Annotated in this window: 27 protein-coding genes and 2 pseudogenes; 12 read left to right on the top strand and 17 right to left on the bottom strand. The window is 73.9% G+C overall.

Annotated elements, in window-relative coordinates:
* Positions 1-84 precede the first annotated feature (84 nt).
* Both AKI01S_RS36755 and AKI01S_RS36750 read left to right on the top strand, forming a co-directional pair.
* Complete coding sequence (locus tag AKI01S_RS36755; protein WP_067828728.1) at positions 85-339, top strand: hypothetical protein; 255 nt, start codon at positions 85-87, stop codon at positions 337-339.
* Positions 340-608: 269 nt separating this feature from the next.
* Complete coding sequence (locus AKI01S_RS36750) at positions 609-1862, top strand: SUKH-4 family immunity protein (protein ID WP_067828726.1); 1254 nt, start codon at positions 609-611, stop codon at positions 1860-1862.
* Between the two features lie 4 nt (positions 1863-1866).
* Here AKI01S_RS36750 and AKI01S_RS36745 read toward each other — a convergent pair whose 3' ends face one another.
* Positions 1867-2301 (bottom strand): SMI1/KNR4 family protein, encoded by a 435-nt coding sequence (locus AKI01S_RS36745; protein ID WP_067828723.1) that lies wholly within the window; start codon positions 2299-2301, stop codon positions 1867-1869.
* Positions 2302-2341: 40 nt separating this feature from the next.
* Positions 2342-3245, bottom strand: a pseudogene (locus AKI01S_RS54870) (transposase).
* 74 nt (positions 3246-3319) lie between these two features.
* Between AKI01S_RS54870 and AKI01S_RS36735 the strand changes: the two are divergent.
* The gene (locus tag AKI01S_RS36735; protein WP_067828720.1) at positions 3320-4330 is read left to right on the top strand and encodes a WD40 repeat domain-containing protein; all 1011 of its coding nucleotides are present in this window, start codon (positions 3320-3322) and stop codon (positions 4328-4330) included.
* Between the two features lie 216 nt (positions 4331-4546).
* Here AKI01S_RS36735 and AKI01S_RS36730 read toward each other — a convergent pair.
* A pseudogene (locus AKI01S_RS36730) lies at positions 4547-4852 on the bottom strand (IS982 family transposase); the annotation flags it as partial.
* Positions 4853-4901: 49 nt separating this feature from the next.
* Positions 4902-7061, bottom strand: a complete 2160-nt coding sequence (locus AKI01S_RS36725) for an MMPL family transporter (RefSeq protein WP_084000617.1) — start codon at positions 7059-7061, stop codon at positions 4902-4904.
* 238 nt (positions 7062-7299) lie between these two features.
* Between AKI01S_RS36725 and AKI01S_RS36720 the strand changes: the two genes are divergently transcribed.
* The gene (locus AKI01S_RS36720) at positions 7300-8532 is read left to right on the top strand and encodes a sensor histidine kinase (protein WP_218009954.1); all 1233 of its coding nucleotides are present in this window, start codon (positions 7300-7302) and stop codon (positions 8530-8532) included.
* Complete coding sequence (locus AKI01S_RS36715) at positions 8529-9206, top strand: response regulator transcription factor (protein WP_067828715.1); 678 nt, start codon at positions 8529-8531, stop codon at positions 9204-9206. The genes AKI01S_RS36720 and AKI01S_RS36715 overlap by 4 nt, the downstream gene beginning before the upstream one ends.
* Before the next feature lie 78 nt (positions 9207-9284).
* Here the strand turns inward: AKI01S_RS36715 and AKI01S_RS36710 are convergent, their stop codons facing one another.
* Positions 9285-9896, bottom strand: a complete 612-nt coding sequence (locus AKI01S_RS36710; protein WP_067828712.1) for a TetR/AcrR family transcriptional regulator — start codon at positions 9894-9896, stop codon at positions 9285-9287.
* Between the two features lie 68 nt (positions 9897-9964).
* Between AKI01S_RS36710 and AKI01S_RS36705 the strand changes: the two genes are divergently transcribed.
* A complete protein-coding gene (locus AKI01S_RS36705) occupies positions 9965-10753 on the top strand; it encodes an SDR family oxidoreductase (protein ID WP_067828710.1) in 789 nt (262 codons plus the stop codon).
* 12 nt (positions 10754-10765) lie between these two features.
* Here the strand turns inward: AKI01S_RS36705 and AKI01S_RS36700 are convergent, their stop codons facing one another.
* From AKI01S_RS36700 to AKI01S_RS36670, 7 genes are all read right to left on the bottom strand, one after another.
* On the bottom strand, positions 10766-11791 hold the full coding sequence (locus tag AKI01S_RS36700) for an ABC-2 membrane transporter-related protein (protein WP_067828708.1): 1026 nt from the start codon (positions 11789-11791) through the stop codon (positions 10766-10768).
* Positions 11788-12672 carry an ABC transporter ATP-binding protein gene (locus AKI01S_RS36695; RefSeq protein ID WP_067828706.1) on the bottom strand — a complete coding sequence of 295 codons (885 nt, stop codon included), beginning with the start codon at positions 12670-12672 and terminating at the stop codon, positions 11788-11790. Before AKI01S_RS36695 ends, AKI01S_RS36700 begins: the two co-directional genes overlap by 4 nt.
* Before the next feature lie 99 nt (positions 12673-12771).
* Positions 12772-13425: a response regulator gene (locus AKI01S_RS36690; protein ID WP_067828704.1), complete on the bottom strand. Its 654-nt coding sequence runs from the start codon at positions 13423-13425 to the stop codon at positions 12772-12774.
* Complete coding sequence (locus AKI01S_RS36685) at positions 13422-14543, bottom strand: sensor histidine kinase (RefSeq protein WP_067828701.1); 1122 nt, start codon at positions 14541-14543, stop codon at positions 13422-13424. Before AKI01S_RS36685 ends, AKI01S_RS36690 begins: the two co-directional genes overlap by 4 nt.
* Positions 14544-14651: 108 nt before the next feature.
* A complete protein-coding gene (locus AKI01S_RS36680) occupies positions 14652-15143 on the bottom strand; it encodes a metal transporter (protein ID WP_067828692.1) in 492 nt (163 codons plus the stop codon).
* A gap of 99 nt (positions 15144-15242) precedes the next feature.
* Positions 15243-15710 carry a hypothetical protein gene (locus tag AKI01S_RS36675; RefSeq protein ID WP_067828689.1) on the bottom strand — a complete coding sequence of 156 codons (468 nt, stop codon included), beginning with the start codon at positions 15708-15710 and terminating at the stop codon, positions 15243-15245.
* A 101-nt stretch (positions 15711-15811) separates the two neighbouring features.
* The gene (locus tag AKI01S_RS36670; protein WP_084000616.1) at positions 15812-17206 is read right to left on the bottom strand and encodes an alpha/beta hydrolase family protein; all 1395 of its coding nucleotides are present in this window, start codon (positions 17204-17206) and stop codon (positions 15812-15814) included.
* A gap of 79 nt (positions 17207-17285) precedes the next feature.
* Between AKI01S_RS36670 and AKI01S_RS36665 the strand changes: the two genes are divergently transcribed.
* A complete protein-coding gene (locus AKI01S_RS36665) occupies positions 17286-17858 on the top strand; it encodes a winged helix-turn-helix domain-containing protein (RefSeq protein WP_067828686.1) in 573 nt (190 codons plus the stop codon).
* Between the two features lie 4 nt (positions 17859-17862).
* On the opposite strand, the gene AKI01S_RS36660 is transcribed toward AKI01S_RS36665, so the two are convergent.
* Complete coding sequence (locus AKI01S_RS36660) at positions 17863-18270, bottom strand: VOC family protein (protein ID WP_067828680.1); 408 nt, start codon at positions 18268-18270, stop codon at positions 17863-17865.
* Positions 18271-18274: 4 nt separating this feature from the next.
* On the bottom strand, positions 18275-18664 hold the full coding sequence (locus AKI01S_RS36655) for a hypothetical protein (protein WP_067828677.1): 390 nt from the start codon (positions 18662-18664) through the stop codon (positions 18275-18277).
* A gap of 71 nt (positions 18665-18735) precedes the next feature.
* On the opposite strand from AKI01S_RS36655, the gene AKI01S_RS36650 reads away from it, so the two are divergent.
* A complete protein-coding gene (locus AKI01S_RS36650) occupies positions 18736-19350 on the top strand; it encodes a PadR family transcriptional regulator (protein WP_245681925.1) in 615 nt (204 codons plus the stop codon).
* Here AKI01S_RS36650 and AKI01S_RS36645 read toward each other — a convergent pair.
* A complete protein-coding gene (locus tag AKI01S_RS36645; RefSeq protein ID WP_067828673.1) occupies positions 19321-20025 on the bottom strand; it encodes a maleylpyruvate isomerase family mycothiol-dependent enzyme in 705 nt (234 codons plus the stop codon). The genes AKI01S_RS36650 and AKI01S_RS36645 overlap by 30 nt on opposite strands.
* A gap of 70 nt (positions 20026-20095) precedes the next feature.
* Between AKI01S_RS36645 and AKI01S_RS36640 the strand changes: the two genes are divergently transcribed.
* Both AKI01S_RS36640 and AKI01S_RS36635 read left to right on the top strand, forming a co-directional pair.
* Positions 20096-20644, top strand: a complete 549-nt coding sequence (locus AKI01S_RS36640; RefSeq protein ID WP_067828668.1) for a COG4315 family predicted lipoprotein — start codon at positions 20096-20098, stop codon at positions 20642-20644.
* Positions 20645-20687: 43 nt separating this feature from the next.
* The gene (locus tag AKI01S_RS36635) at positions 20688-21767 is read left to right on the top strand and encodes a DmpA family aminopeptidase (RefSeq protein ID WP_067828666.1); all 1080 of its coding nucleotides are present in this window, start codon (positions 20688-20690) and stop codon (positions 21765-21767) included.
* Between the two features lie 8 nt (positions 21768-21775).
* On the opposite strand, the gene AKI01S_RS36630 is transcribed toward AKI01S_RS36635, so the two are convergent.
* Positions 21776-22756 carry a diacylglycerol/lipid kinase family protein gene (locus AKI01S_RS36630; RefSeq protein WP_067828664.1) on the bottom strand — a complete coding sequence of 327 codons (981 nt, stop codon included), beginning with the start codon at positions 22754-22756 and terminating at the stop codon, positions 21776-21778.
* A gap of 158 nt (positions 22757-22914) precedes the next feature.
* On the opposite strand from AKI01S_RS36630, the gene AKI01S_RS36625 reads away from it, so the two are divergent.
* Positions 22915-23946 (top strand): alpha/beta hydrolase, encoded by a 1032-nt coding sequence (locus AKI01S_RS36625; RefSeq protein WP_067828662.1) that lies wholly within the window; start codon positions 22915-22917, stop codon positions 23944-23946.
* Positions 23947-24121: 175 nt separating this feature from the next.
* On the opposite strand, the gene AKI01S_RS36620 is transcribed toward AKI01S_RS36625, so the two are convergent.
* Complete coding sequence (locus AKI01S_RS36620; protein ID WP_067828660.1) at positions 24122-24847, bottom strand: TetR/AcrR family transcriptional regulator; 726 nt, start codon at positions 24845-24847, stop codon at positions 24122-24124.
* A 92-nt stretch (positions 24848-24939) separates the two neighbouring features.
* Between AKI01S_RS36620 and AKI01S_RS36615 the strand changes: the two genes are divergently transcribed.
* The coding region (locus AKI01S_RS36615) for an FAD-dependent oxidoreductase (RefSeq protein WP_157420430.1) at positions 24940-25150 on the top strand (211 nt) is incomplete at its 3' end.

The raw sequence follows: 25150 nt of genomic DNA, 5'->3' as shown, positions 1-25150 counted from the left end.
GGGATAGTTGGTGGGCGTCAAGAGGGCTTGACGTTCGGTTGTGCGGTCGGCGAGTCTGGGGGCATGAGAGGACCGATCCGTCCCATGTTCCCGCCCGCCTCCGACGAGTTTCTGGCCGCGCTGGAGGCGCGTTTGGCCGCCATGGTCGAGACGGACCCGATGGCCGTTCTCCGGCTGGCCGCCCAGGTGGAGAGTCTGGGACGGCGCAGCGCCGAGCAGGCCGCCGTCGCCGCCTATCAGCGTGGGGCGTCCTGGTCGGATGTCGGGGTCGCGTTCGGTATCAGCAAGCAGGCGGCGCACCAGCGGTTCGCCCGCCATGTCAGAGCGGTCCAGCGTTGACGATCGTCCCTGTCTCGGACGAGAGCCGCCAATAGAGGCTCCAGTTCTTCGGGATGAAGGTCTCTTATCCCTTTGAGGGGCGCAAGGGGGCCCAGAGCCGCGCACGGGACGTTGGACGGGGAACCATGTGCGCCCCCGCCCCAGTTGGCCGGGCCCAGTCGCCAGTCGGGAAATTCATGATCATCAATATCGGTGATCCGGGGACATGAGCGGCAACGCCCCATTACGGTCTTTCCGGTCGAAGCATCTCACTCCCGGGAAGGAACGCCGTGGCCGCAGGCGAGGAGGACACCGTCACCCTGGACGCCGAGACGGGCAGGGAGATCGGGCTCCCCGAGGACGACTTCGTGCTCCTCACCCAGACCGGGCTGCCTGCGGACGCGGGCGGGTACTTCCGCACGGACATCCCCGACGGGCCGTTCGGGCTGTTCACCGTGCACCCGCTCCACGAGGACGGTCCGGCCCTGATCCTGGGCGGGGCCGGGTCCGACGGCGGCGCGCTGTACTTCCTCGATGTGAACGACGGGGTCGTCGTGCTCCTCTCCCTGGGAGGCGCCGACGAGGAGCCCCGGTTCGAGATCGTGAACACCACTCTGGGGGCCTTCGTCTGGTTCGTTCGGCTGGTGGGCGCGTACGAGCGCTCGCCCCGGGCGGAGCGGCCCGCCGATGACAGGGCCCGGCTCGTGAAGATCGCCGAGGCTCTTGAGGAGATCGATCCCGACGCGTTCCGGCACCCGCATCGCTGGTGGGCGATGGTGATCGCCAGGCTCCGGCGGGAGGTGGCCAAGCGTGAACGGACGCACTCGCCCGCCCAGTCGCACAGCGACGCCTTCGACCGGGCCCTCGACCGGCTCGACGAGGCGGGGTGGCGGCACGTCACCGGCAAGGAGTTCGCGTCCGCGACCGGGGAGTACGGGCTGCTGACCCTGCCCGACGAGTTCACGGACGCGTTCTCGGCGGACGGCGTTCTGTGCCGGGACGTCGACGTTCAGTGGAGGGGCTCCCTGACCTCGCAGATCCAGTCGGCGTTCGCCTGGGAGGGCCTCGTGGTCCGCGTTCCCGAGGAGCCGGAGGGCGGGGAGGCCGAGGACGATTTCGACGCCGCGATGGAACGGCTGCTGGCGGCGGCCCACGATCCCCAGGAGCCGGACGAGGGCACCGTGACGTGCCTGGCCACGGCGGAGACCTCCGACCTGTGCCGGATCCTGCGGGCCTTCGGTCACCTGGCCGCCAGGGGGTACGTCGCCGAGCCCGCCCTCTGGCCCACCACGTCGGGATGCTGGCAGCGCGTGGCCGAGCGCACCGAGGACCCCGGGTCGCCCAGGGCCGTCTTCTGGAACACCCAGAGCCACGACATGGCCTTCGACTCCAGGGGCGATCTGGTCGACGAGCTCTACCTCGGATGGGCGGGCGACCCCGCGGAGATCGCCGAGGCCCTCGCCGGGACCGGGCTCACCGTGAAGGTGCCCGCGGACGAGAAGACGACGTTCATCCTCGCGCCCGCCGCCCGGCCGCGAACGTGATCGGCTACCGGTACCAGTCGTCTCCGCCGTCGGTCAGGGAGCGGACGAGATAGTCCCGGAGGTCCCGGGCGACCCACCGGCGGCTGTCGTCCTCGTGTTCCCACACGAAGATGTCGGGTCGTGTGGGGGTGCGGACGAAGGCGAACTGGTCACCGCCGCCGTTGTCGCCGAAGAAGAGCAGCGCGTCGAACGGCATGTACAGGTCGGCGAAGGAGCGGTCGGACCGGAAGAGAAGGTTCTGCTCGACGATCTGCCGCAGGGGCCAGACCGTGTCCACCCCGTCGTGTCCCACCAGGCCGTCGGCCTCCCGGAGCAGGCTCACCAGCTCGGACGGCAGGGGGCGTCCCAGTCGCCGTTCGGCGGCGGCCACTTCCGTGGCGTCGGCGGGTTCGCCGAACCCGACCCCGGGGAACGTCCGGCGGGCGATCTCTCTCCACATACGGGCAGCCTAGATCGTTGATGGGAAATGTTGTGGCTGGTCAGTGGTCGTAGGCGATCAGGGATCGTTTGACGGGTGTACCGATCAGCCAGTTGTGCCAGATGGCGGCGTTGAGTGCCACGACGCGCTGGCTGATGCGGGCCCACAGACCGTCGGCGGTGCGGGCGTGGTGGCGTTCCAGGCCCAGCTGGTTCTTCAAGGTCCAGATGACCGCCTCGATGCGCTGGCGTAGCCAGGCGGGAAAGGCACGCCCAGGACTGGGGTGCGGCTCATCGTGGCGGCGGGGACGGATCAACCGGTATCCCAGCCGGGCCGTGGCCGCCTCGATCCCGGCCCCGGCAAAGCCGGTGTCGCACACGATCGGGCACGGCCCCTTGGCGGGCGGGCGCATGTGCAGCAGGTGCAGCGCTTGTTTGCGTTCGTCCAGTTCTTTGGGGTGGGGCAGGCTGAACGCCGTCACGGTGCCCTCGGCGGTGGTGACCGGCATCAGCTTGGCGCCCCAGTAGAAAGCATGGTGGGAGGTGTCGTGGCCATAACCGGCGATCTCACCCAGGCTGGAGCGGTTGACCGTGGCCCGGGAAGCGCCGCAGCGCACCGGGGTGCCATCCATCAGCCGCAGTCGCTCGTGCCAGGTGGGGGTGGCGCGGGCCAGCCAAGCAGGCCACCGCCGCCCACACCGGGCCCAGGGTGCGCAGGTGCCGGTTGTACTGGGCCTGGCAGGGCAGCCGGGGGAACAGGTGCCCGATCCGTGCCGCCGCGATGCGCAGCCAGCGGCGCTCGGCGTCACAGCCCAGCAGCACCTGCGCCACCGCAACACACGCCAGCTCGGCATCGGTCAGCGTCCGGGGCCGGCCCCGCCGGGGCAGCGGTTGCCGCCAGGGTGGGACGTGGTCGTCCAGGTGGACGTAGAGTGCGGTCACAAGGGCGTCCAGGTTTGTTTTCACACACCGACCATGGGCGCCCTTCCCATGCCCGCAGCCGGTCCAGCGATTTCCCATCAACGATCTAGGATCCTGGCATGCCCACGCACGGCCCGATCATCGTGAGCTCGCCTCCCCGAGGCCGGATCCATGACTTCGACCTTGTCGTCCTCGGTGGGCGGCCGCTCGTCGTCGCCACCCCCGATCTCAGCCGCCTTGTCTGCACCTGGGACCCGGCGACCGACCTGTGGACGGAGTACGAGCTCGACAACCCGTGCGAGGCGGGGGACTACACCGAGCTCACCGCGCTGGGCGCCGCGGTCGTGGACGGCCGGATCGTGGTCGGTGGCGGCGGGGACCATCAGGGCTTCGCCCTCTGGGATCTCGCGACCGGCAAGGTCAGGCTGTCCGAGGAGGAGGGCGGCGTGGCCTCGACGACCGCCGCGGACTTCGGCGGGGACACGCTCTTCGTCGTCGGTTCGTCCGGCATGGGCGTGTCGCTCTGGGACCCGGCGGTGGTCGAACCCGAGGAGTCCGACGGCGGTTCCGCGCCGGACCAGCCCTCGCGCTACGACTTCGAGATCGAGATCGAGGAGGTGGAAGCCCGGTCGTACGCCGGTAGTGCGGTCGCCGCGGGCATGCTGGGAGACCGGCGGGTCGTGGTGGCCAACGGTCACCACGACGGGGTGCTCGTGTGGGACGTCGACGATGCCGCCCCCGTCTCCAAGTTCGACGATCTCGACGAGGCACCGACCGACTTCGCCCTGACCGCTGTGGGCGGCCGCCCGTGCGTGGTGGCCGCGGCCGGGCGAAGCCTCCTGCTGGGTGATCCCGTCACCGGCGGGTGGGACGAGCCGCTCACCGCCCCCGGCGGAGACATCTCCTGCTTGGACGCGGGCTCGGTGAGGGGCCGTCCGGTCGCCGTCACCGGCGCCGAGGACGGCACGATCTGCGTCTGGGATCTGGCCGGGCACCAGCTGCTCGGTCGGCCGTTCCGCGAATACGGCAGCACGGTGCACGGCGTCCGCATGGCCGAACTCGATGGCCGCCCAGTGGTCATCGGCGCAGCCCACGTCGACTCCGTATGTGTCTGGGAGCTCCCTGTCTAGACCAGGCCGCAAAGGAGCCCCGGCCACCCCGCGGGGCGGGCTCACCGGCTGGCTCACGCCGTGACCGCACCCATCCGGAGCCGGTCACGGCACACCCGACCACCCGAACACCGAGGCCCAAAACTTGAGAACACGGCCTAGATCGTTAATGGGGAATGTTGCCGCTGGTCAGCGGTCGTAGGCGCTCAGTGAGCGGTTGACGGGCTGGTCGGTGAGTCAGTTGTCCCAGATGGCGACGTTGAGTGCCATGACGCGCTGGCGCAGCCAGGAGGGAAAGACGCGGCCGGGTCCAGGTGGGGGTTCGCCGTGGCGGCGCGGGCGGATCAGTCGGTGTCTCAGTCGGGTCGCGGCGGCCTCGATCCCGGCGCAGGCAAAGCCCTTGTCGCACACGATCGGGCACGGCCCCTCGGCGGACGGGCGCACGTGCAACGCCTGTTTGCGCTCGTCCAGCTCCTTGGGGTGGACCAGGCTGATGCCGATCACCGCACCCTCGGCTGTGGTGATCGGCATCAGCCTGGCACCTCTCGGGACTGCTCTCGCGCTGGGCGCGCTGGTCACCTGGGCGTTCTTCTCAGCGGTCGGCGGGCGCCGGGGCCGGCGCGAGGGTGTCGGGGAAGGGCTCGGTGGCCGGGTCGGTCAGGTGGGGGAGCCGGCGGTCGAGCCAGCGGGGGAGCCACCAGTTGGCTTTGCCCAGCAGGGCCATGGTCGCGGGCACCAGGAGCATCCGGACGACCGTGGCGTCGAGCAGGATCGCCGTGGACAGGCCCAGGCCGAGCATCTTCACCAGCGGTGACGGGTGGGCGACGAAGCCGAGGAAGACCACCGTCATGATCAGAGCGGCGGAGGTGATCACCCGGCCGGTGCCCGCCAGGCCGCGCGCGACCGACTCGGTGCTGTCGCCGGTGGCGTCGTAGCTCTCGCGGATGCGGGAGAGCAGGAACACCTCGTAGTCCATGGACAGGCCGAACAGGACCGCGAAGAAGATCGTGGGCAGCGGTGAGGCGATCGCGTACGTTCCGTCCAGGCCGAACAGGTCCGCGCACCACCCCCACTGGAACACCGCGACCACGACGCCGTACGCGGCGCCGATCGACAGCAGGTTCATGACGGCGGCCTTCAGCGGCACGACGACGGCGCGGAACAGCACCATCAGCAGCAGGAACGACGTGGCCAGGATCGCGGCGATGAAGATCGGGAGGGTCTTGTCGAGCTGCCGGGTGAGGTCGTCGGTCATGGCCGTCATGCCGGAGACGGCGACGTTGGCGGGGGCCAGGTCGCGAACGCGTTCCAGCGTCCGGGAGGTCTCGGCGTCCGCGGGGGCGCTGGTGGGGATCGCGGGCACGACGACCGCGTCCCCCTGGGGAGAGGTCCGCGGCGGGCCCACCGCGGCGATGCCGGGGTCGGCGGCGAGACGTCCGGTGAGGTCGGGGATGGTCTGGGCGGTCACGCCCGGGCGGCGCAGGTCGGCGACGAGCAGCAGCGGGGCGTTGTGGCCGGGGCCGAAGCCCTCGGCCAGCAGGTCGTACGCGCGGCGGTGGGTCGTGCTCGTCCTGTCGTCGCCGGCGTCGGGGTAGCCGGTCTGCATCCACAACGCCGGGGCGGCGAGCGTGAGCAGCAGCGCCGACGCGCCGAGCAGATACGGCCAGGGGCGGCCCGAGACACGATGCGCCAGACGCCACCATGCCCCGTCTTCGGTGCGCTCGGCGGGGGAGCGGCGGCGGACGAGGCGTCCGGCGTCGATGCGGTCGCCCAGCAGGGACAGCAGTGCGGGCAGCAGGGTGAGGGCGGTGGCCACGGCGAAGAGCACGACCAGCGCGGCGCCGAGCCCGACCGAGGCCAGCAGGCCCAAGCCGGTCAGCAGCAGCGCCGACATCGCGACGACGACGGCGCCTCCGGCGAACAGGACCGCCGAGCCCGCCGACGCCATGGCGTTCGACAGTGCGGCGCGGTTGTCCTGACCGGCCGTCCGGTTCTGGCGGTAGCGGGCCACGACGAACAGGGCGTAGTCGATGCCGACGCCCAGACCGATCAGCATTCCGACGCTCGTCGCGGCGCTCGTGACGTCCATGGCATGGGCCAGCAGCGCGATGCCGGACAGCCCGGTGGCCACCGTGACCATCGCGATCACGATCGGCACCAGGGCGGCGACGACCGTTCCGAAGACGACGAGCAACACGACCAGGGCGGCCAGCAGACCGGCCGCCTCGGTGCCCGAGGTCTCGGTCTCGGCGTTGATGAACGCGGCGTCGCCGCCGACCTCCGCGACGGCGCCGGCGGCCCGTACCGGCTCCAGCGCGCCGGTGATCGCCTTCACCGGCTCGGGGCCGAGCCCGGCCGAGGGCCGGTCGAAGGTGACCTCGGCGTAGCCGATGCGCCCGTCGCGCGACACCGTGCCGGTGGCGAACGGGTCGGCGACGGCGGCCACGTCCTCGGCATCGGCGATCCGGGCGAGGGCCGCCTGGATGGCGGGTCGGTAGCGGTCGAGCCGTTCACCCTCCGGAGCGGCGAAGACCGCCTTGGCGCTGCCACCGGCCGCCTGCGGGAAGCGCTCCTGCAGAAGCTCCATCGCCCGTTCGCTCTGGCTGCCCGGAGCGACGAGGTCGTCGGCGAACCTGCCGCCCGCGGTGCCCGCCAGCCCGATGACCAGGACGGCCAGGAGAGTCCAGAGCCCGATCGTTAGCCATGGTCGGCGGGCGCTGGCGTCGCCGATGCGACGGATGACGCGATGCATGACGGTGCTCCTTCGGCGAGGGGATGCGGCGGCGAGTGCGCCGGGGTGAGCTGTCGCACCAACCGTGCTCGCCGGGGCCGCCGCAGTCGCCCGTCCACCGGCGGAGCCGATCCCCGTCGCGCAGCGGAGGCCCGCTCCGCCTCGCGGCGGATGACCGGTGTGTCCGTTCCCGCATACGGTGGTCCCGCGCCCGCCGACAAGCCGCGGAGGGCACCGCATCTCGCACCGTGGAGCGCTGGTGAACCGCACGACGCCGCCCTCCGGCCCGCCCGCCGGGGCCGCGGCGGGCCGCCCCGGAAGGCTCCGGGGGCCCTTCGCCCGCTGGCCGCGCGCCATGGACGCCGTCCTCGCCGGGCTGGTCCTCCTCGTGCTGGTGCTCGTGCACGACATGCCCGGAGACGCCCTGGGCTTCCGTCCCCTTCGCGACCTCAACCTCGCCGCCCTGCCGGTCTTCGCCGCGGCCGGTACGGCGTTGTACTGGCGACGCCGGGCACCTCTGGCCGTGCTGAGCGTCACCTTGATCGCCTGGGCCCTGTTGCTGCCGACCACGCGCAACCTCATCGGCGTCCCGGTGCTCGTCGCCCTGTACAGCGCGGGGCGGTACTCGCCGGACTCATGGCGGGGGCCCACGGGCGTCGTGGCGACCGTCGCCCTGGTCACCGTTGACCTGCGTACGGAATCCGCGCCGTGGAGTGAGGCCGTCTTCGGGGTCATCGTCATGGTCGGCCTGTGGTACGTGGGGCGCGGGCTCCGGCTGCGCGACCGCCACGCCGCCCGGCTCGTCGCCGAACAGGCCGCCGAGGCCGTCCGCATCGTGGCCGAGGAGCGGACGCGCATCGCCCGCGAGCTGCACGACGTGGTGGCCCATCGGGTGAGCGTCATGACCGTTCAGGCGGGCGCGGCCAAGGCGATGGCCGCGCACGCCGCCGACGGTCCGATCCCGGAGCAGGCACTGCGGGCGATGGGGGCGGTCGAAGAGGAGGGACGGCAGGCGCTGGCCGAGCTGCGCCACCTGCTCGGCGTCCTGCGTCCCGAGAACGATGCCGGCGGCCCCGAGCCCCAGCCCGGCCTGGCCGACGTTCCCCGCCTCGCCGACCAGATCCGCGCGACGGGCGTCGCGGTGACCCTGTCGCTCGCCACGCTCCCGACCGGACTGCCCGCTCGCGTGGACCTGTTCGCCTACCGCATCGTTCAGGAGGCGCTCACCAACGTGCTCAAGCACGCCGGTCCCGGCGCCCACGCCGACGTCCGGCTCGGGGTCGCCGGCGGCGAGATCGTCATCGAGGTGCGCGACGACGGCGGCGGCACCGCCGCCCTGCCGGGAGACGCCCAGGACGGGACGCGCGGCCACGGCATCGTGGGGATGCGGGAGCGGGCGCTACTGTTGGGCGGCACACTCGACGCCGGGCCGCGCCCGGACGGCGGGTTCGACGTCACCGCCCACCTGCCCACCGGAGGCGAGCCCGCGTGAGCATCCGTGTCGCCATCGTCGACGACCAGGCCCTCGTCCGCGGCGGCTTCGCCATGATCCTGCAGATCCACGACGACATCGCGGTCGTCGCCGAGGCCGGTACCGGCACCGAGGCGATCGAGGCGGCGCGCCGGCACCGGCCCGACGTGATCCTCATGGACATCCGGATGCCGGACATGGACGGTCTGGAGGCCACCGAGCGGATCCTGGCCGAATCCGACTGGAACGTCAGGGTGCTCATCCTGACCACGTTCGACCCGGACGAGTACGTCTACCGGGCGATGCACGCCGGTGCCAGCGGCTTCGTCCTCAAGGACATCCCACCCGACCAGCTCGCCACCGCCGTGCGCACCGTCGCCGACGGCGGCGCCCTGCTGGCCCCCTCGATCACCCGCCGGCTGATCGGCCGGTTCGCCCGGCGGCTGAGCGTCAACACCGCCGTGGCCGAACGCCTGGAACGCCTCACCGACCGCGAGCGCGAAGTGATGGCCGCCGTGGCCCGCGGATCGAGCAACTCCGAGATCGCCGAAGAGCTCTTCATCGGACCCGCGACCGTCAAGACGCACGTCTCCGGCATCCTCACCAAGCTGGGCCTACGCGACCGCGCCCAGATCGTCATCTTCGCCTACGAGAGCGGCCTGGTCGAGGCAGGCGACCGCGACATCGGCCACTGACCGGCGGTGGCGGGCCCACATCGGCTTTCGAGCCGCCGGGCGATCGGGCGCGGTGCCAGGGCTTTTGTGACACCGCCGTCAGTCGAAGTCGTCGTCGAAGGCGGCGGCGAGCGCGGTGGCGATCAGGCCGGGCAGGTCCGGGCGGCCGTCCTCGCGGGCCCAGCGTGTCAGGGCGACGTGCATCGCGGCCAGGCAGGCGCCGGCCACGGCCCAGGCGCGGAACTCCGGCTCGGGGTCGGGCGCGTCACCGAGCAGGGCGTCGACGATGGCCCGCTGGGTGGCGAGCTGGCCGTCCAGGTGGCGGGCGCGCAGGGCCGGAGTGTCGATCATCAGCCGGACGCGGACGAGCAGCAGGTCCTCCTCGGGTGACGGGCGCGTTCCCGGCCCGACGACGGCGCGGGTCGTCTCGACCAGGGCCCGGCCGATCCGGCGCGCCAGGGGCTCGTCGGCCGGCCGGGCCGCGACCCGGGCCGCGATGAGGGGGTCGTACCGGTCCTGGAGGACCAGGTCCTCCTTGGTCGGGAAGTGCCGGTAGACGGTCATCGGGGAGACCCCGGAGGCCTTGGCGACGTCGTTGACGGTGGTCGCGTCGTAGCCGTGCTCGGTGAACAGCCGCATCGCGTGCGACTGGATCATGCGCCGGGTCTCCGCCCGCCGGCGTTCGCGCAGATTCGGCCCTTCACCACTCATGCGGGATACGCTACCGTCCTGTTAGTCACTAACAAATTGTTAGTGACTAACAGGACGAGGTGAGTGGAATGAGCAGACTGTTCGGCAGGACCGCCGTGGTGACCGGGGCGTCGCGCGGCATCGGACGTGCCATCGCCGAACGGCTCGCCGCCGACGGCGCGGACGTCGCCGTGCACTACGGCGGCGGCGAGTCCGGGGCCAGGGAGACCGTCGCCGGGATCGAGCGGGCCGGCGGGCGCGCCTTCGCCGTCCGCGCCGAGCTGGGAACGGCCGGGGACGCCGACACCCTGTTCACCGGCCTGGCGGGCTGGCTGTCCGGGCGGCCGCTGGACATCCTGGTCAACAACGCCGCGGCCGCCCCGACCGGCCCGATCGAGACCGACACCCCGGAGGCGTTCGACCGGCTGTTCGCGGTGAACGTCAGGGCGCCGTACTTCCTCATCCAGCGGGCGCTGCCGGTGCTGCGCGACGGCGGCCGGATCATCACCCTGTCCTCGGCCGCCACCCGCGCGGCCAACCCCGGCCAGACCTCCTTCGCCATGACCAAGGGCGCCGTGGAGACGATGACCCTGACGCTGGCCAGCGCGCTGGGCGTCCGCGGGATCACGGTCAACGCCGTCGCCCCCGGAGCCACCAGGACCGACGCGAACGCGCCCCTGTTCGAGGCCCCGGGCGTCGTGGAGTACCTGGCGGGCCTGGCCGCCCTCGACCGCGTCGGCCGGGCCGAGGACGTCGCCGACGTCGTCGCCTTCCTCGCCTCCGACGACGGCCGCTGGATCACCGGCCAGGTCATCGACGCCAGCGGCGGCCTCCACCTCGGCTCCCGCGGGGGCCTCCAGCTCGGCGCCCGGAGCTGACCCGCCGGGCCGTCAGGTCACGCGGCGGCGGACGCGCCAGAGGCCGAACGCCGCCAGCAGCCCGCTGAGCGCGAGGTACACCGCGGTCTCGGCCCACTGGAACGCCCAGTAGCGGTCCGCGGGATGGTAGGCGACGGCGACGTGCAGCCTCAGCTTGCCCAGGCACACCGCGGTGTCGCCGAACGTGCCGGTCGCCCCGGTCCTGGGCGGGCTGTCGAGGCAGGCGTTGAACCGCCGCTCGCCGAGGTTCCGGCCGTCGGCGGTGCGCAGCGGGCTGAGGTCGCTGATCCACGCGTCGGGCTCGTCCGGGATCCGCACGCCGCCGACCACCGCGCCGCCGCCGATGCTGCCCAGGCTCCGCGCCTGGTTGATGGCCTGGGCGGTCATCGGCAGCGTCGTCCTCTCCGGCGGCATGAGGCCGGGCCGCACGAGGTTGGGGAACAGGAACTGGAAGACCAGGAACCCGGCCAGCGTGACGGCCATCGCGGGCAGGGTGCGGCGCAGCACCAGGCCGGCGACGGCGCCGAACGTGAAGGCCAGCGCGGCGTACCCGACCGGCGCGACGTTGCGGGCGCCGAACTCGAAGGTGCCGAACCGGTTCTCGACGACCTCGTCGAACGGGGCGGCCGCCCAGGTCAGCAGTGCGGCGGCCGTCCCCGTCACGACCATGGCGGCGGCGCCGACGACCAGAAGTTTGACCAGCAGCCACCGGCCCCGCGTCACGCTCTGGTTCCACACCATCCGGTGGGTGCCCGCCTCCAGCTCGCGGGCGACCAGCGGCGCGCCCCAGAACGTGCCGAGGACGGCGGGGACCAGGCCGAGCCCGGCGGCCAGGAACAGCAGCGTGGACTCGTAGGCGGAGCGGAACTGCGCCCGTGGCTCGGCGCAGTCGGCCCGCCCCCCGCACTTGGAGCGGTAGACGTCGTGGGCGTCGCGGATGTCGCCGCCCAGGTACACCAGGTAGGCGGCGGCCAGGACCAGCGCGACCGCGCCGGCCAGCGCCTGGACGCGGAACTGCCGCCAGCTCAGCCAGATCATCGGCGTCCCTCCCCGGCGGCGCGGGTCATGTAGCTCAACACGAGCTCCTCCAGCGAGACGGGTTCGGCGGGACGGGGCAGGGGCGGCCGTCCGGCGTCGCCGCGCACGACCGCGACGCTGGCGCGGCCGTGGTGCTCCACCCGGACGGTCTCGACGCCGGGCGGCAGCCGCTCCAGCTCGCCGGGGGGCGCGGTGACGCGGTGGTGGGTGGCCAGCAGGTCGCGGACGTCACCGGCGACCTGGACGCGCGAGCCGCTCAGCACGATCAGGTGGTCGCAGACCCGCTCGATGTCGTCCAGCAGGTGGGAGGAGAGCACGGCGCTGGCGCCGAGCTCGGTGACGAACTCCATCAGGTTGCGCAGGAACCCGCTGCGCGCCAGCGGGTCCAGCGCGGCGGCCGGCTCGTCGAAGATCAGCAGTTCGGGGCGCTTGGCGGCGGCGATCGTCAGCGCCAGCTGCGCCCGCTGCCCGCCCGACAGCCGGCCCGCCTTCTGGTCGGGGTTCAGCCCGACCTGCGCGATGCGCCGCTCGGCCAGGCCCTGGTCCCACGCCGGGTTGAGCCGGGCGCCCAGCCGCAGGTGCTCGGCCACCGTGAACGACCCGTACACGGGCGTGTCCTGCGCGACGAACCCCACCCGGGCCAGGTGGGCGGCGTCGGCCGCCGGGCGGGAGCCCAGCACGGCCAGCGATCCGGACGTCGGCTCGACCAGCCCGCAGGCCAGGTGCAGCAGCGTCGACTTGCCGGCCCCGTTCGGGCCGACCAGGCCGATGATCCGGCCCGGGGGAACGGAGAGGCTGACGTCGCTCAGCGCGGTGCGGCGGCCGTATCTCTTGGTCAGACCCTCGGCGTGGAGCACCGGAGGGGAGGTCGTGTTCGGCATGGTCCCATCCTGGGAACCCGCGCCCGGGGCCGCACCGACCGAAGGCACGGTCGGCGCCGCCGCCGGCCGTACTTTCGGCCGGTTCGCGCCCGCCGGTGGTCAGCCGGGTTCCACCAGCCGGTTCTCCCAGGCCCACGCGGCGATCTCGACGCGGTTCCGGGTGCCGAGCTTGGCCTGGATGCCGGACACGTGGCCCTTGACCGTGCTCAGCGAGATGAACAGCTCCGCGGCGATCTGCTGGTTGGTGCGGCCCCGGGCGACGGCCCGCACGACCTCCAGCTCGCGGTCCGACAGCGGCGTCCGCACCGGCTCCCGGGGCGCCCCGGCCGAGGCGAGGTGCCGCAGCAGCCGGAGCGTGATCGACGGCGAGACCAGCGCCTCGCCGTTGTGGGCGGCGCGGACGGCCTCGACCAGCAGCCCCGGCCCGGCGTCCTTCAGCACGAACCCGACCGCGCCGCCGCGCAGCGCGCCGTACACGTACTCGTCCATGTCGAAGGTGGTGACCACGACGACGCGCAGCGGATCGGCCGCCTTCGGCCCGGCCAGCGCGCGGGTGACCTCGATGCCGTCCAGCCGGGGCATCCTGATGTCGACCAGGCACACGTCGGGCCGCAGCCGCCGCGCCAGGGCGACGGCCTCGGCGCCGTCGGCGGCCTCCCCGACGACCCTGATGTCGGGCTGGTCCTCCAGGATGAGCCGCAGCCCGCGGCGGATCATCGACTGGTCGTCGGCGATCAGGACCTCGATGGTCATCGGGGCTCCCGGACGGGGACGGGCAGCACGGCCCGCACGGACCAGCCGGCGCCGGGCCCCGGTCCGGCGCTCAGCGTGCCGCCGAGGGACTCGACGCGTTCGCGCATGCCGACCAGACCGTATCCGCCGCGGTGCCGGGCGTGCGCCGGGCCGTGCGGGGCGTCGTCGGCGACCTCGACCGCGATCCCCTCGGGGACCCGGTCGACGGTGACCTCGACCGAGCGGGCCCGCGGCGCGTGCCGCAGCACGTTGGTCAGGGACTCCTGGACGACGCGGTGCACGGTGCTGGCGACCTCCGGCGGCCAGTCGGTCCGGTCGGGCACGCGCAGGCGCACCGCGGGACCCTTGCCCTCGAAGCGGCCGACCAACGTCCCCAGCTCCTCGGGGCCGGGGGAGGGGGGCGCGCCGTCGTCGGCGTCGCGCAGCAGCCCCACCACGCGGCGCATCGCCGTCAGGGCGTCGGACCCGGCCGTCTCGATCTCGGTCAGCGCCTCGCCGACCCGCCCGGGGTCCCGGCGCGCCACGATCTGGGCGGCCTGCGCCTGGATCAGCATGCCGGTGATGTGGTGGGCCACGATGTCGTGCAGCTCCCGGGCCAGCTCCAGCCGCTCGGCGCGGCGCACCCGCTCGGCGACGGCGCCCGCCCGCGCGTCCAGCGTCCGGAACGTCAGCCCGGCCGCGACGGCCGCCGCCCACGCCAGGCCGTTCATCGCCGTCACGCCCGTGACGCCGGACGCCTCGGGCTCGGCGGCGACCTGCCCGGCCACGGTCAGGGCCGCCCAGGCCGTCGCGACCGCGCCCGCCACGACCGGCGGCCGGGTCCGGACGGCGGTCCCGACCAGCACCATCAGCCCCAGCGCCGTGGCGGGACCGGGTTCGGTGGGGAGGTCGGCGCCCGCCGCCTCCGGCAGCAGCACCGCCAGGGCGGCCACGGCCAGGCCCGCGACCGGCGCCCACGCCGGCCGCCGGTGCAGCAGCGCCAGCACGCACACGACCGCCGCGGCGGCGCCGCCGGGCAACGCGTAGGCCGCGCCCCAGGTCTGGGCGATCGCGATGGCCTGGACGGCGATCGCCGTGGTGAACACCGCGCCCGCCCCGACGACGGAGGCCCTTCTCATCCATCGGTCCGCGGCGGCCACGTCGGCAAGAGTACCGAGCCGGTGCGGAGCCGGGACGCGCCGCGTCCGGCCCCCGCTGCCCGGAGTGTTCGGTTCCGCCGCCACCTCTTACGGCCGCCCGCCACCGGACAGCCGCAGCGCCGGGCCGAGCACCAGCGCTCCGGCCATGGCGACCGTCGCCATGGTGGTGACGCCGGTCGGCCCGGACACCCAGGTCAGCGCGACCACCGCGACGCCGCCCGCGGCGATGCCCGCCGCCGGGCCCGCGCGCAGTGTCCTGATCGCCGAACCCACCAGCACCGCCATGGCCAGGGCCGGGACGGGCGCGGGCTCCTGCGGCAGGTCGGCGGCCAGGGAGAGCGCGGTCGCGGCGCCCGCCACCGCCACGCCCGCGACCGCCGTCCACGGCCGCCACCGCTCGCGCAGCAGCGCCAGCGCGCCCACCACCAGCGAGACGGCCAGGTCGAACGCCCAGGAGGCGCCACCCCAGCTGGTGGCGAGCATGAAGGCGGTGAAGGCGGTCCCGGCGGCGAACACGACGCCCAGCCCGACGTCGATCACCGTTCGGGCCGGTCGCGCCGTCCGATCCACTGTGTCCATGACCCCGACGCTAGGAAGCCCCGCCGCCGGGGCGGACCGGCCGAAAGTACGGTGCCGGTCCGCCGGGGCCGTGCTTTGGACCCGTTCCCGGGATCACCCTCAGTAGAGCACCGTGCCCTTGAGGCTGGAGCCGACCTGCTTGGAGGCCGACTTGAGGGACAGGTAGAACCTCGTCCCCGGCTTGATCCTGACCCTGTTGAGCTTGACGGTCCTGCCCGCGTCGGTGTGCTTGACGGTCACGGCGGGGCTCAGGGCCTTGCCGTTCTGCGCGACGAGCTGCACCTTCACCGGGGCGTTCCGGTGCACCTGGGCGACCCTGAGCGAGACGTTGGCCCCGACCTTCGTCTTGGTCAGGGGCCCGCGAACCTTCGACGGGACGGTCGTGCCCCGGGGACCCGGGTTCACCCTGACCCAGAAGGAGTGCTGCTTCTGCTTCGCCTTGGTGACCTGGACCGCGGCCGGGTGGGCGTCGGGTGCCGCGGCCATGGCGGGGGCGGCGCCCATGGCGAGGGCGGCCGACAGGCCGCCGACGACGGCCGTGCGCGCGACGAGGGACATCCGGACCATGTGCTTCTCCTTCTCCTCAACCGAAACGACATGATCACCCTCGTGGGCGCCGGTGCCGGGTCACCAGAGTCCCCGGCACCAACGCGACTGGCACCGGGCTCCTACAGGAGCCCCCAGTAGAAGGCCCACGGCACGAACACCGCCCCGGCCACCAGGAGCAGCCCCACCCGGACCCGCTCGCCGCGCGGGACCTCCCGGCGCCAGCGGAGGACCGTCCCGACCAGCGCGATCACCGCCAGCACCGCCGTCGTCTGCAACAGCACCCAGGGCAGCGGCCGGCCGAACACCAGCGGGCCGGTCTCGGTCCCCTTGCCCATCACGAGGGAGAACAGGTAGACGAACGCGCCCAGGAAGCCGACCGCCCCCGTGGCCGCCAGCGTCCGGGCCCAGCCGTTGGCCACCCCGCGCCGTCCCCGGACGCGGCGCGCCAGCGCCGTCAGCGGGTAGGCCGCGAACGCCACCAGGAACAGGACGGCCGCGAACAGCTGCGCCCACTTGCCCTCCCACCACGCCGAGGGCGGGGCCGCGACGGTCGGGTGGTCCTGCTTGGGCGGGGTGGGGGCGTCGGCGTTCGGCAGGCGGCCGGAGGTGACGTCCCGGACCCATCCGGCCACCAGGTCGGCGTAGCCGGGGGCGAGGGCCTCGCCCCGGGTGCGTCCGCCGTCGGGGGTCTGGTGGAGGCCGTGGTCGGCGTCCCGGAAGTAGCGGAACGTGTAGTGGGTGTTGCCACCGCGCCGGAGGGCCCGCGCGAACAGCGGCGGGTTCTCCTGCGGCGGCGTCAGCAGGTCGCGGTCGCCCCACACGCCCAGCAGCGGTTGCCGCACCCTCGTCAGCACGCCCTGCGCGTCGTGGTGGGCCTCCGCGAACAGGCCGATGTCGCCGGCCAGGCGGGCGAAGTTGTGCTTGCCCCGGTCGATGAGCGAGCCGCGCACGCCCGCGCGGCGCAGTTCGGACGCCTCGTTCCAGATCTGCTGGCGCAGCGGGGTCATCGCGTTGCCGCCCACCACGATCACGAACGCGACGTCGCGGGAGCGGGAGGCCGCCAGCGGCGCGACCCAGCCGCCCTCGCTGAGGCCCCACACGCCGACCTTGGCCGGATCGACGCCGGGCTGCGCGCGCAGCGCGCGGACGCCCCCGAGCGCGTCGTCGGCGAGTTCGGAGTAGGAGCGCCGGAACAGCGTGTACCCGGCCGAGCGCTTGTCGTAGATGAGGACGGCCAGGCCGCGTCGCGCGAACTCGACGGCCTCGGTGCGCAGGTGCTCGCGGGGGACGCCCGCGCCGGAGCCGGTGACGAGCACGACGCCCGCGCGCGGCGCGGTCCCCGGGGGTTTCAGGACCGTGCCGCGCAGGGTCAGCCCGCCGTGCCCGGTGAAGGACACCTCGGTGGCGGTGAGGCCGGGCGGGGCCGGGACGGGGCCGCCGCCGTCCGCGCGGGCGGGCAGCGGCAGGAAGAGGAGGAGCGCCAGGAGCGCCAGGAGGGTCGGTGTTTTCCGCATGCCCCGGACGCTAGTTTGCAGAGGAAGCTTTGCAAAGGTTTCTCTGCAAAGATGGCTCTGCGGTATTAGGCTGCTCCTCATGAAGGACGATGCCGAGCCCGTCATCCTGGACGACCCAGGGAAGCTGAAGGCCCTCAGCCACCCGCTGCGCCGCAGGATCCTGCGGCGGCTCGACGCGCACGGGGCGGCCACGTCCACCACGCTCGCCGAGGCGCTCGGGGAGAGCACCGGCACGACCAGCTACCACCTGCGGCAGCTGGAGCGGCACGGCCTCATCGAGGAGATCCCCGAGCGGTCCGCCGGGCGGGAACGCTGGTGGCGGCGCGCCGAGAGCCCCCGCGACCTGCGCTTCCCGAACCTGGACGCGGTGCCGGACGAGCAGCGGCCGGTGCTGGGCGAGGTGCTGCGGCTCATGCACGCCGAGGACACCGAGCTGATGAGCCGGGTCCCCGAGGAGTACGCGCGGCGTCCGGAGTGGGTGCGGGTGTCGCGGGGGAGCGCGGTGCTGACCGAGGAGGGGCTGGCCGAGTTCTTCGAGGACTACATCAGGCTGCTGCAACGGCACAGCGACCAGGCGCGGGAGGCCGCCGACCCGGACGCCCGCCCCGTGCACGTCCGCCTGTTCACGCTGCCCGCCGACGGCGAGGAGTGAACGCTCACCGGTCGTGGTGGCAGACCGCCTCCAGCATGAACCCGAACGGGTCCAGCCAGAACGTCGCGTAGTACGGCGGCGGGTACTGCGGGAACTCCCGAGGCCCGTGCAGGATCTCGCATCCCAGCCCCGTCACCAGCCGGTGGACCTCCCGTACGGCCGCGCGCGTCGGCACCATGAACGCCAGGTGCTGGAGCCCGGTGCCGTCCCGCGAGTACGCGCCGGGCGGGTCCGGCGCGGCGGAGGGATAGAAGAACAGGTACGTGCCGCGCCTGCCGTGGGCGGGACGGTAGGCGAACTGGTCGGCCGCGTCCAGGAACGGTTCGAAGCCGAGGGCGGGCATGACCGTGGCGTAGTGCTCGCGCGCGGCGTCGAGGTCGGGGACGTTCACCCCGAGGTGGCCGAGGACCATCCGGTCAGACGGCGGCGGCGCCGAGACGGAACCGGGGCTCCTCCGCCGCGTCGTCCAGCGTGACGGCCGCCGCGCCGGGGGCCGGGCGGGGGCGGCGCGGCACCGGGGCCCCCGACGACCCGCCGCGCCCCCGGTAGACGAGCAGGCCGTCGACCGGGTCGGGGACCGCGTCCAGCGCGGCCCGCACCAGGGGCAGCGCCCGCCAGCGCGACCAGTGCTCCTCGCCGGGGAACGACAGCTCCAGCACCAGGCCCCAGTGGCTTTCGGTCAGGCACCAGTCCGTCGCGCCGTGGGTCAGCGCGGCCTCGACGAGCTGTTCCTTCCAGCTCAGGAACCAGGACGTCGCGGGGAACTTCCCGTCGAAGACCTCGATGGACCACCAGTCCGCGTCCATGCGGCATCGCCTCCGCCTCGACGATAGGCGCGGTTCGGTCCGCCTGCCAGCCCCCTTATAGCCTGGGCGGCGTGAAACGCGAGGCGGTGTCGGCGACGCGGCTGCTGGTGCTCGGCGGGGTGCGCGGGTTCGGGCGGGCGCACGGGTACGAGGTGCGGCGCACGCTGCTGTCGTGGGGGTCGGACGAGTGGGCCAACGTCAACCCCGGCTCGATCTACCACGCGCTGAAACAGCTGACCAAGGAGGGGCTGCTGCGCGCCCACGGGGCTGCCGGCAGCTCCGCCGGGCCGCCCCGCACCGACTACGAGATCACCGCGGCGGGCGAGGCGGAGTTCCTGCGGCAGCTCCGGGAGGCGCTGGTCACGGTGGACGTGCGGCGGCCGGAGCTGCTGACCGCCGCGCTGGGGTTCCTCACCGAGCTGCCGCGCGCCGAGGCGATCGGGCTGCTGGAACGGCGGCTGGAGGCGCTGGCGGCGTTCCGCGGCGAGGTCGCCCCGCACCTGGCGTGGGAGTCGGGCGACCACCTCAACGAGCTGCTCGACTGGTGGGTGACCTCCGCCGACGCCGCCGCCACGTGGACGCGCGGGCTGATCGGGCGGCTGCGCGACGGCGCGTACGTGATGGCCGACGAGAAACCGGACGAGAGGCCGGGCGGGTCAGGCGAGGCAGACCAGCGCGGAGCGTAGCTCGCGGTCCAGCGGGTGGTCGTCCGGCAGCCGGCCGGTGGTGGCCTCGACGAACTCGGCGGCCGGCAGCTCGGCGGAACGGCCTTCCAGCGTGACGCGGTAGCCGCCGGGGACGCGTTCCACCCGGACGGGCGTGTCCGCCTCGCCCAGCGCGGACCGCCCGAACTCCGCGCGCCACGCCGTGCGCGCGTCCCGTTCGGCCGGGTCCACCGGGGCGGCCACGTCGTCGGCGTGGGTGGCGTACTCCGAGGCGTAGTGCCAGGTCTGGAGGCCCACCGGGTACGGCCCGCTCATCGTGGACAGCATCGCGTCCGCGCCGCGTTCCCGCATCCGGCGGCGGGTGTCGGCGTTGGCGCCCCGCCACTCCGCCAGGACCTCCCCGATGGGCCGGTCCCGGCGGGTCCGCACGCACCAGTCGTTGAACGCGTCCAGGTCGTCCACGCCCTCCTTCTCCAGCCGCGCGAACAGGCCGCCCAGGTCGTCGTCCAGGCAGGCGTGGTTGTACAGCTCCTCCCCGGCCAGGTGGGCGAGCACGTCGCGCACCGACCATCCGGAGCAGCGCGACGGCCGGTCCCAGGCGTCGCCGTCGAGGCCCGCGAAGTGGGCGTCGAGCCGGGCGGCCTCGCGGTCGAACACGTCGAAGGGGTTGGCGTCGGGTGTCTCCTGTGCGTCCATGGGCCTATGCCTGCCCGGTCCCCGGCGTGGCGAACCGGGGCGGGCCCGCGGGCGAGGTGCGGAGGCGGGGATGGGCGAGACGTCGGCAGCACCGGCTGCGGTCCTGGTCGCGTTGCTGGTCACGGCCGGGACGCTGGCCGGGGGATGCAGCCGTGACGGCGGCGGGGACATGGCCGCCCCCGGCAGGACGCTGCCCGCGCCGGGGGAGCTGCCCGCGACGGTCCGGATGGGCACCACGGCGCGGGGGCGGGCGCTGGTGGACGAGATGGGCCGCGCCCTGTACCGGTTCGCCCGCGACGGCCGCGACCGGCCGACCTGCCGGGGCGACTGCGCCGCGATGTGGCCGCCGTTCACGGCCGGGCGGCCGCCCCGCGCGGGCGAGGGCGCGCGGGCCGACCTGGTCGGGGTGGTCCGCCGCGCCGACGGCCGGCTCCAGGCCACCTACGCCGGGCACCCGCTGTACCGGTACGTCCGGGACGACGGGCTGCCCACCGAGGCCGAGGGCCACGACCTGTGGGACCACGGGGCCGAGTGGTACCTGCTCGACGCCGCCGGACGCCCCCTGCCCCCCGACGGCGGGGGCCTGAGGCGCGTCCCCCGCGAGGGCGCCGACCGCTGACCGTCCGTACCCTGGGGGCCTCGACCGGAACGAGAGGGGACCCATGACCCGCGCCCGCGCGTTCGGCCTGCCGCTGCCCGGCACCCCCGGCCCCCACAACGCGATCACCGACGTCCCCGGCGTGGCCGTCGGCTTCACCACGCTGGACGAGGGCCCGGTGCGGACCGGCGTGACGGCGGTGCTGCCGCGCGGGCACGACGGCCTCGCCGACGCGTGCGCGGCGGGGATCTTCTCCCTCAACGGCAACGGCGAGATGACCGGCTCCCACTGGATCGCCGAGACCGGGGCCCTCGGCACGCCCGTGCTGATCACCAACACCCACGCCGTCGGCCCCTGCCACGAGGGCGTGATCCGGTGGGTCAAGCGGCGGCTGCCCGGCGACGAGTGGCTGCTGCCGGTCGTCGCCGAGACCTACGACGGCTACCTCAACGACATCAACGGCGGCCACGTCCGCCCCGAGCACGCCGAGGCCGCCCTGGACGCCGCCGCCCCCGGCCCGGTCGCCGAGGGCTCGGTCGGCGGCGGCACCGGCATGAACTGCTACGGCTTCAAGGCCGGCACCGGCACCGCCTCCCGGACCGTGGAGTACGCGGGCGACGTCCACACCGTGGGCGTGCTGCTCCAGGCCAACTTCGGGGACCGCCGCGAGCTGACCGTCCGCGGCGTCCCGGTCGGCCGGGACATGACCGGCGACGACCCGATGGCCGAGACCGACTGGACCGCCCCGCCCGGCGCGGGCTCGGTCATCGTGCTGGTCGCCACCGACGCGCCGCTGCTGCCCGGCCAGTGCGCCGCGCTCGCCCGCCGCGTCCCGCTCGGCCTGGCCCGCACCGGCACGATCGGCCACCACTCCTCCGGCGACCTGTTCCTGGCGTTCTCCACCGCCAACGCGGGCGCGCTCACCGGCGGCTTCCCGGTCGGGGAGCCGGGGTACGAGACCCTGCGGTTCGTGCCGTGGAACCGGGTGGACCCGCTCTACGAGGCGGTCGTGGAGGCCGTCGAGGAGGCCGTGCTGAACGCGCTGCTGGCCGCCGCGACGACGGTCGGACGCGACGGGCACCGCTCGCCGGGCCTCCCGCACGACCGGCTGAAGGAGCTGCTGGCGGCGCGCGGCGCCCTCTAGCCGGTCCCTCAGGTGTCGACGAACGACGTCGGGACGATCACCCGCAGCGCGTTGCCCAGCAGCCTGATCCGCACCGGGGTGCGGCCGCGGATCTCGCCGTCCACGTCCACCGACAGCGGCGGGTCGGTCTCCACCACCACCTCGTCGGTGGTGAGGAACGCCTCGCTCTTCAGCGACCGCCACCGTCCGGTCAGCACGTGCCGGGCGGTGGCCGAGGCCAGCTTCAGCCGCCGCTCGTCGCCCAGCCGGTAGACCGCCAGCAGCCGGTCGTCGGGGCTGGCGTCGCGGGCGATGCGCTGGCCGCTGTGGTGGGCGCCGTTGGCGATGTTCAGCTGGTGGGTGGGCATCTCGCGGGTGACCCCGTCGATGGTCACCTTCGCGTGGAACGCCCCGTGCCGGGGCAGCAGCCGCAGCGCGGTGAGCGCGTAGGCGGGGCGGCCCAGCGCCGCCTTGAGCCGGTGCGGGACCCGCTCGGCGACGTGCACCGACAGGCCGAGGCTGACCATGTTGGCGAAGATGTGCTCGTGGTCGTCGGCGCCGCCCGGGTCGTCGGTGAGGTCGCCGGTGCTCTCGAACCAGCCCACGTCCACGTCGGCGACCTTGCCCTCGGCCAGCACCCGCACCGCGCCCGGCAGGTCCAGCGGCAGCTCCAGGCTGCGCGCGAAGTTGTTGGTGGTGCCGAGCGGCAGCACCCCCAGGGCGATGTCGCGGTGCGCCAGATGGCTGACGGCCGCCGCGATCGTGCCGTCGCCGCCCCCGACCACCACCAGGTCGGGCCGCGAGTCCACCACGTCGGTCAGCACCGCGTCCAGCTTCGTCGGGTCGGGGACCGGGACGACCTCGTCGAACACCATCCCCGCCTCGTCCAGCAGCCGTCTGGCCCGTTCGAACAGGCGGCGGCCGCGGCGGGACCGGGAGTTCACCACCAGGACCGCGCGGCCGCGACCGCGTTCCCGGATCACGGCCTCCAGCTCGGGTTTGCTGCGCATCGTGACGGGTCGTCTCCCCTCTCTCGCGGCTCACCCTACCGGGCGGCCCGACCGGAAACCCGACGGCATATTTTATAAAACGGTTACTCTGCGTTGAGGTTTCCGGGGAAGTGGGCATATTCACGTCGGATGCAGGAACGAATATCCGGGGCGTGAATATGTGGCGGCGACTCGTGCTGGGAGCGGGATTCATCGCGGGGGTCGCGGGCATTGTCGCGACCATTGCCCCCGGCGGGCCGGCGCCGGCGGCCGACCCGGCCGCCGGGGACGGCGCGACGGTGCTGAACGAGCGGCGGCGGGGCCCGCGCACGCTCGATCTGACGGTGCGGTCCACGGCGCTGTCGGGCGTGGCGCACGTCCGGTTGCTGCTGCCTCCGGGCTGGTCACGGGAGGCGCCGCGGACCTGGCCGGTGCTGTGGCTGCTGCACGGGGTCGAGGGCGGCGCGGCCGGGCACACCGCCTGGACCGACCACACCGACCTGGAGCGCCTGACCGCCGACCTCGACGTGATCGTGGTGCTGCCCGACGGCGGCCGCAGCGCCAATTACACCGACTGGTGGAATCGTGGCAACGGCGGGCCGCCGAAGTGGGAGACTTTCCACCTCACCGAACTCCGGCGGATTCTCGAACGCGGATACCGCGCCGGGAACGTCCGCGCCATCGCCGGGCAGGGCCTGGGCGGGCTGGGCGCGCTGGCGTATGCGGCCCGGCACCGAGGGTTGTTTCGGGCGGCGGCGTCGTTCAGCGGGCCGTTGCACACCCTGCACCGGGACCCCGCGCGGCTCGACGTCCCCGACCTCATCGAACTCTCCGTGAACGTCGGGCGCCCGACCGTCGACTGGCGCGCGGTGTGGGGCGACCCCGACCGGCAGCGGATCGTGTGGCGGCACCACAACCCGTTCGACCTGGCCGACCGGCTCGCCGGGGTCCGGCTCTACGTCAGCTGCGGCGACGGCGAGCCCGGCCCCTACGACCCGCGGCCGGGCACCTCCCACGACGCGGTGGAGGCGCTGTGCTCCACGGTGTCGCGGGCGTTCACCGCCAAGCTCGCCAAGCTCGGCATCCCGGCCGCCACGCACTTCTACCGGGGCACCCACGGCTGGAACTACTGGCAGCGCGAACTGCACGCGGCCCTGCCGCTGCTGCTGTCAGAGCTCCGCGACCCGGAACGCCGCCTCGGCCGGGGCTAGGCCGTGTTTCAAAAGCCCTGGCCTGCGGCGCTCGCCCTGGGGGCTCGCGCCTCACCAGGTCTTGGCGAGCGCGACATCGCTTCGCGATCTGACCCGCGGGCCCTCGCCTCCGGCATCGGGCCCGCAGGTCAGGTCACGCGCTCGCGCGTGGCTGAGGCCCGCTTTGAAACAGGCCCTAGCCCGGGGGCCGGTACTCGAACCCGATGCCGCGGGAGATGTCGCGCAGCGTCTCCTCGTACAGCGGGGCGATGTCGGAGTAGGCGAAGTCGAGCTGGTTGAGCGCCTCCATGCACAGCAGCCCGTACAGACGGATCCAGCAGCCCATCGCGACGTGCAGCGCCGCCACGGGCAGTTCCAGGCCGAGGTCGTCGCGGTAGGCGGCGAGCCCCTCGCGGACCGAGGGCGGCGGCTCGCCGGGGACGGGGAACGGCGCGCGTGCCCACAGCGCCTCGACCTGCCGCAGGAAGACCAGCTCGAAGTCGCGTCCGGCCCGGTCGCGCTCGGAGGCGGGGGGATGGCCGGGGCCGGTGCGGCGGGCGGAGGCGCCGGCCGGGACCGGGCTGGCGAACACCCACCGGAACTCGGCGGGATGGGCGACCGCCCAGGCCCGCATGGCGCGGCAGGCCGCCAGCAGCCGGTCGCCGGGCGCGTCGGCGGGGCACGTGTCGCGGGCGGCCTCCATCGCGGCGGTCAGCTCCCGGAAGAAGTCGGCGGCGACCGCAGCCACCAGGTCGTCGTGGCCCGCGAAGTAGTGGTACAGGGCCGGGCCGCTCATGCCGACCTCGCGGGCGACCGCGTTGACGGTCACGGCGGCCGGGCCTTTGGCGGTGAGCAGCCGCCGCGCCGCCGCGCGGATCTCGGCGAGCGTGGCCCGCCGCATCCGGTCGCGTCGCGTCGTCATCGTCGGTCCCCTCCCTCGGCGGCGTTGACAGCCTAGAGCATCTGTGTTTCCTTAATGGCTCTAGAAGTTTTAGAACCTCTAAGGAGAGATGGATGGACGCGATCGTCATCGGCGGGGGGATCGGCGGGCTGGCCGCCGCGCTCGCCCTGCACCGCGGCGGGCACCGGGTGCGGGTGCTGGAGCGCGCCCCGGCGTTCACCGAGGTCGGCGCGGGGCTGGCCCTCCAGCCGAACGCGCTGCGGGCCCTGGACGCGCTCGGCCTCGGCGACACCGTCCGGGCGCGCGCGGCGGCCGGGCCGCCGG

It is taken from the genome of Actinomadura kijaniata NBRC 14229 (assembly GCF_001552175.1).
Taxonomy (GTDB): Bacteria; Actinomycetota; Actinomycetes; order Streptosporangiales; family Streptosporangiaceae; genus Spirillospora; species Spirillospora kijaniata.
Note: the sequence above shows the minus strand (reverse complement) of the source record. Positions and strands in the feature narration are given on the sequence as shown.

Bases quoted from the DNA above. Each gene is read 5' to 3' on its own strand.
- AKI01S_RS36755 (WP_067828728.1), top strand. From the start codon at position 85: ATGTTCCCGCCCGCCTCCGACGAGTTTCTGGCCGCGCTGGAGGCGCGT.
- AKI01S_RS36745 (WP_067828723.1), bottom strand. From the start codon at position 2,301: ATGTGGAGAGAGATCGCCCGCCGGACGTTCCCCGGGGTCGGGTTCGGC.
- AKI01S_RS36735 (WP_067828720.1), top strand. From the start codon at position 3,320: ATGCCCACGCACGGCCCGATCATCGTGAGCTCGCCTCCCCGAGGCCGG.
- AKI01S_RS36725 (WP_084000617.1), bottom strand. From the start codon at position 7,061: ATGCATCGCGTCATCCGTCGCATCGGCGACGCCAGCGCCCGCCGACCA.
- AKI01S_RS36710 (WP_067828712.1), bottom strand. From the start codon at position 9,896: ATGAGTGGTGAAGGGCCGAATCTGCGCGAACGCCGGCGGGCGGAGACC.
- AKI01S_RS36705 (WP_067828710.1), top strand. From the start codon at position 9,965: ATGAGCAGACTGTTCGGCAGGACCGCCGTGGTGACCGGGGCGTCGCGC.
- AKI01S_RS36700 (WP_067828708.1), bottom strand. From the start codon at position 11,791: ATGATCTGGCTGAGCTGGCGGCAGTTCCGCGTCCAGGCGCTGGCCGGC.
- AKI01S_RS36695 (WP_067828706.1), bottom strand. From the start codon at position 12,672: ATGCCGAACACGACCTCCCCTCCGGTGCTCCACGCCGAGGGTCTGACC.
- AKI01S_RS36690 (WP_067828704.1), bottom strand. From the start codon at position 13,425: ATGACCATCGAGGTCCTGATCGCCGACGACCAGTCGATGATCCGCCGC.
- AKI01S_RS36685 (WP_067828701.1), bottom strand. From the start codon at position 14,543: ATGAGAAGGGCCTCCGTCGTCGGGGCGGGCGCGGTGTTCACCACGGCG.
- AKI01S_RS36680 (WP_067828692.1), bottom strand. From the start codon at position 15,143: ATGGACACAGTGGATCGGACGGCGCGACCGGCCCGAACGGTGATCGAC.
- AKI01S_RS36675 (WP_067828689.1), bottom strand. From the start codon at position 15,710: ATGGTCCGGATGTCCCTCGTCGCGCGCACGGCCGTCGTCGGCGGCCTG.
- AKI01S_RS36670 (WP_084000616.1), bottom strand. From the start codon at position 17,206: ATGCGGAAAACACCGACCCTCCTGGCGCTCCTGGCGCTCCTCCTCTTC.
- AKI01S_RS36665 (WP_067828686.1), top strand. From the start codon at position 17,286: ATGAAGGACGATGCCGAGCCCGTCATCCTGGACGACCCAGGGAAGCTG.
- AKI01S_RS36660 (WP_067828680.1), bottom strand. From the start codon at position 18,270: ATGGTCCTCGGCCACCTCGGGGTGAACGTCCCCGACCTCGACGCCGCG.
- AKI01S_RS36655 (WP_067828677.1), bottom strand. From the start codon at position 18,664: ATGGACGCGGACTGGTGGTCCATCGAGGTCTTCGACGGGAAGTTCCCC.
- AKI01S_RS36645 (WP_067828673.1), bottom strand. From the start codon at position 20,025: ATGGACGCACAGGAGACACCCGACGCCAACCCCTTCGACGTGTTCGAC.
- AKI01S_RS36640 (WP_067828668.1), top strand. From the start codon at position 20,096: ATGGGCGAGACGTCGGCAGCACCGGCTGCGGTCCTGGTCGCGTTGCTG.
- AKI01S_RS36635 (WP_067828666.1), top strand. From the start codon at position 20,688: ATGACCCGCGCCCGCGCGTTCGGCCTGCCGCTGCCCGGCACCCCCGGC.
- AKI01S_RS36630 (WP_067828664.1), bottom strand. From the start codon at position 22,756: ATGCGCAGCAAACCCGAGCTGGAGGCCGTGATCCGGGAACGCGGTCGC.
- AKI01S_RS36625 (WP_067828662.1), top strand. From the start codon at position 22,915: ATGTGGCGGCGACTCGTGCTGGGAGCGGGATTCATCGCGGGGGTCGCG.
- AKI01S_RS36620 (WP_067828660.1), bottom strand. From the start codon at position 24,847: ATGACGACGCGACGCGACCGGATGCGGCGGGCCACGCTCGCCGAGATC.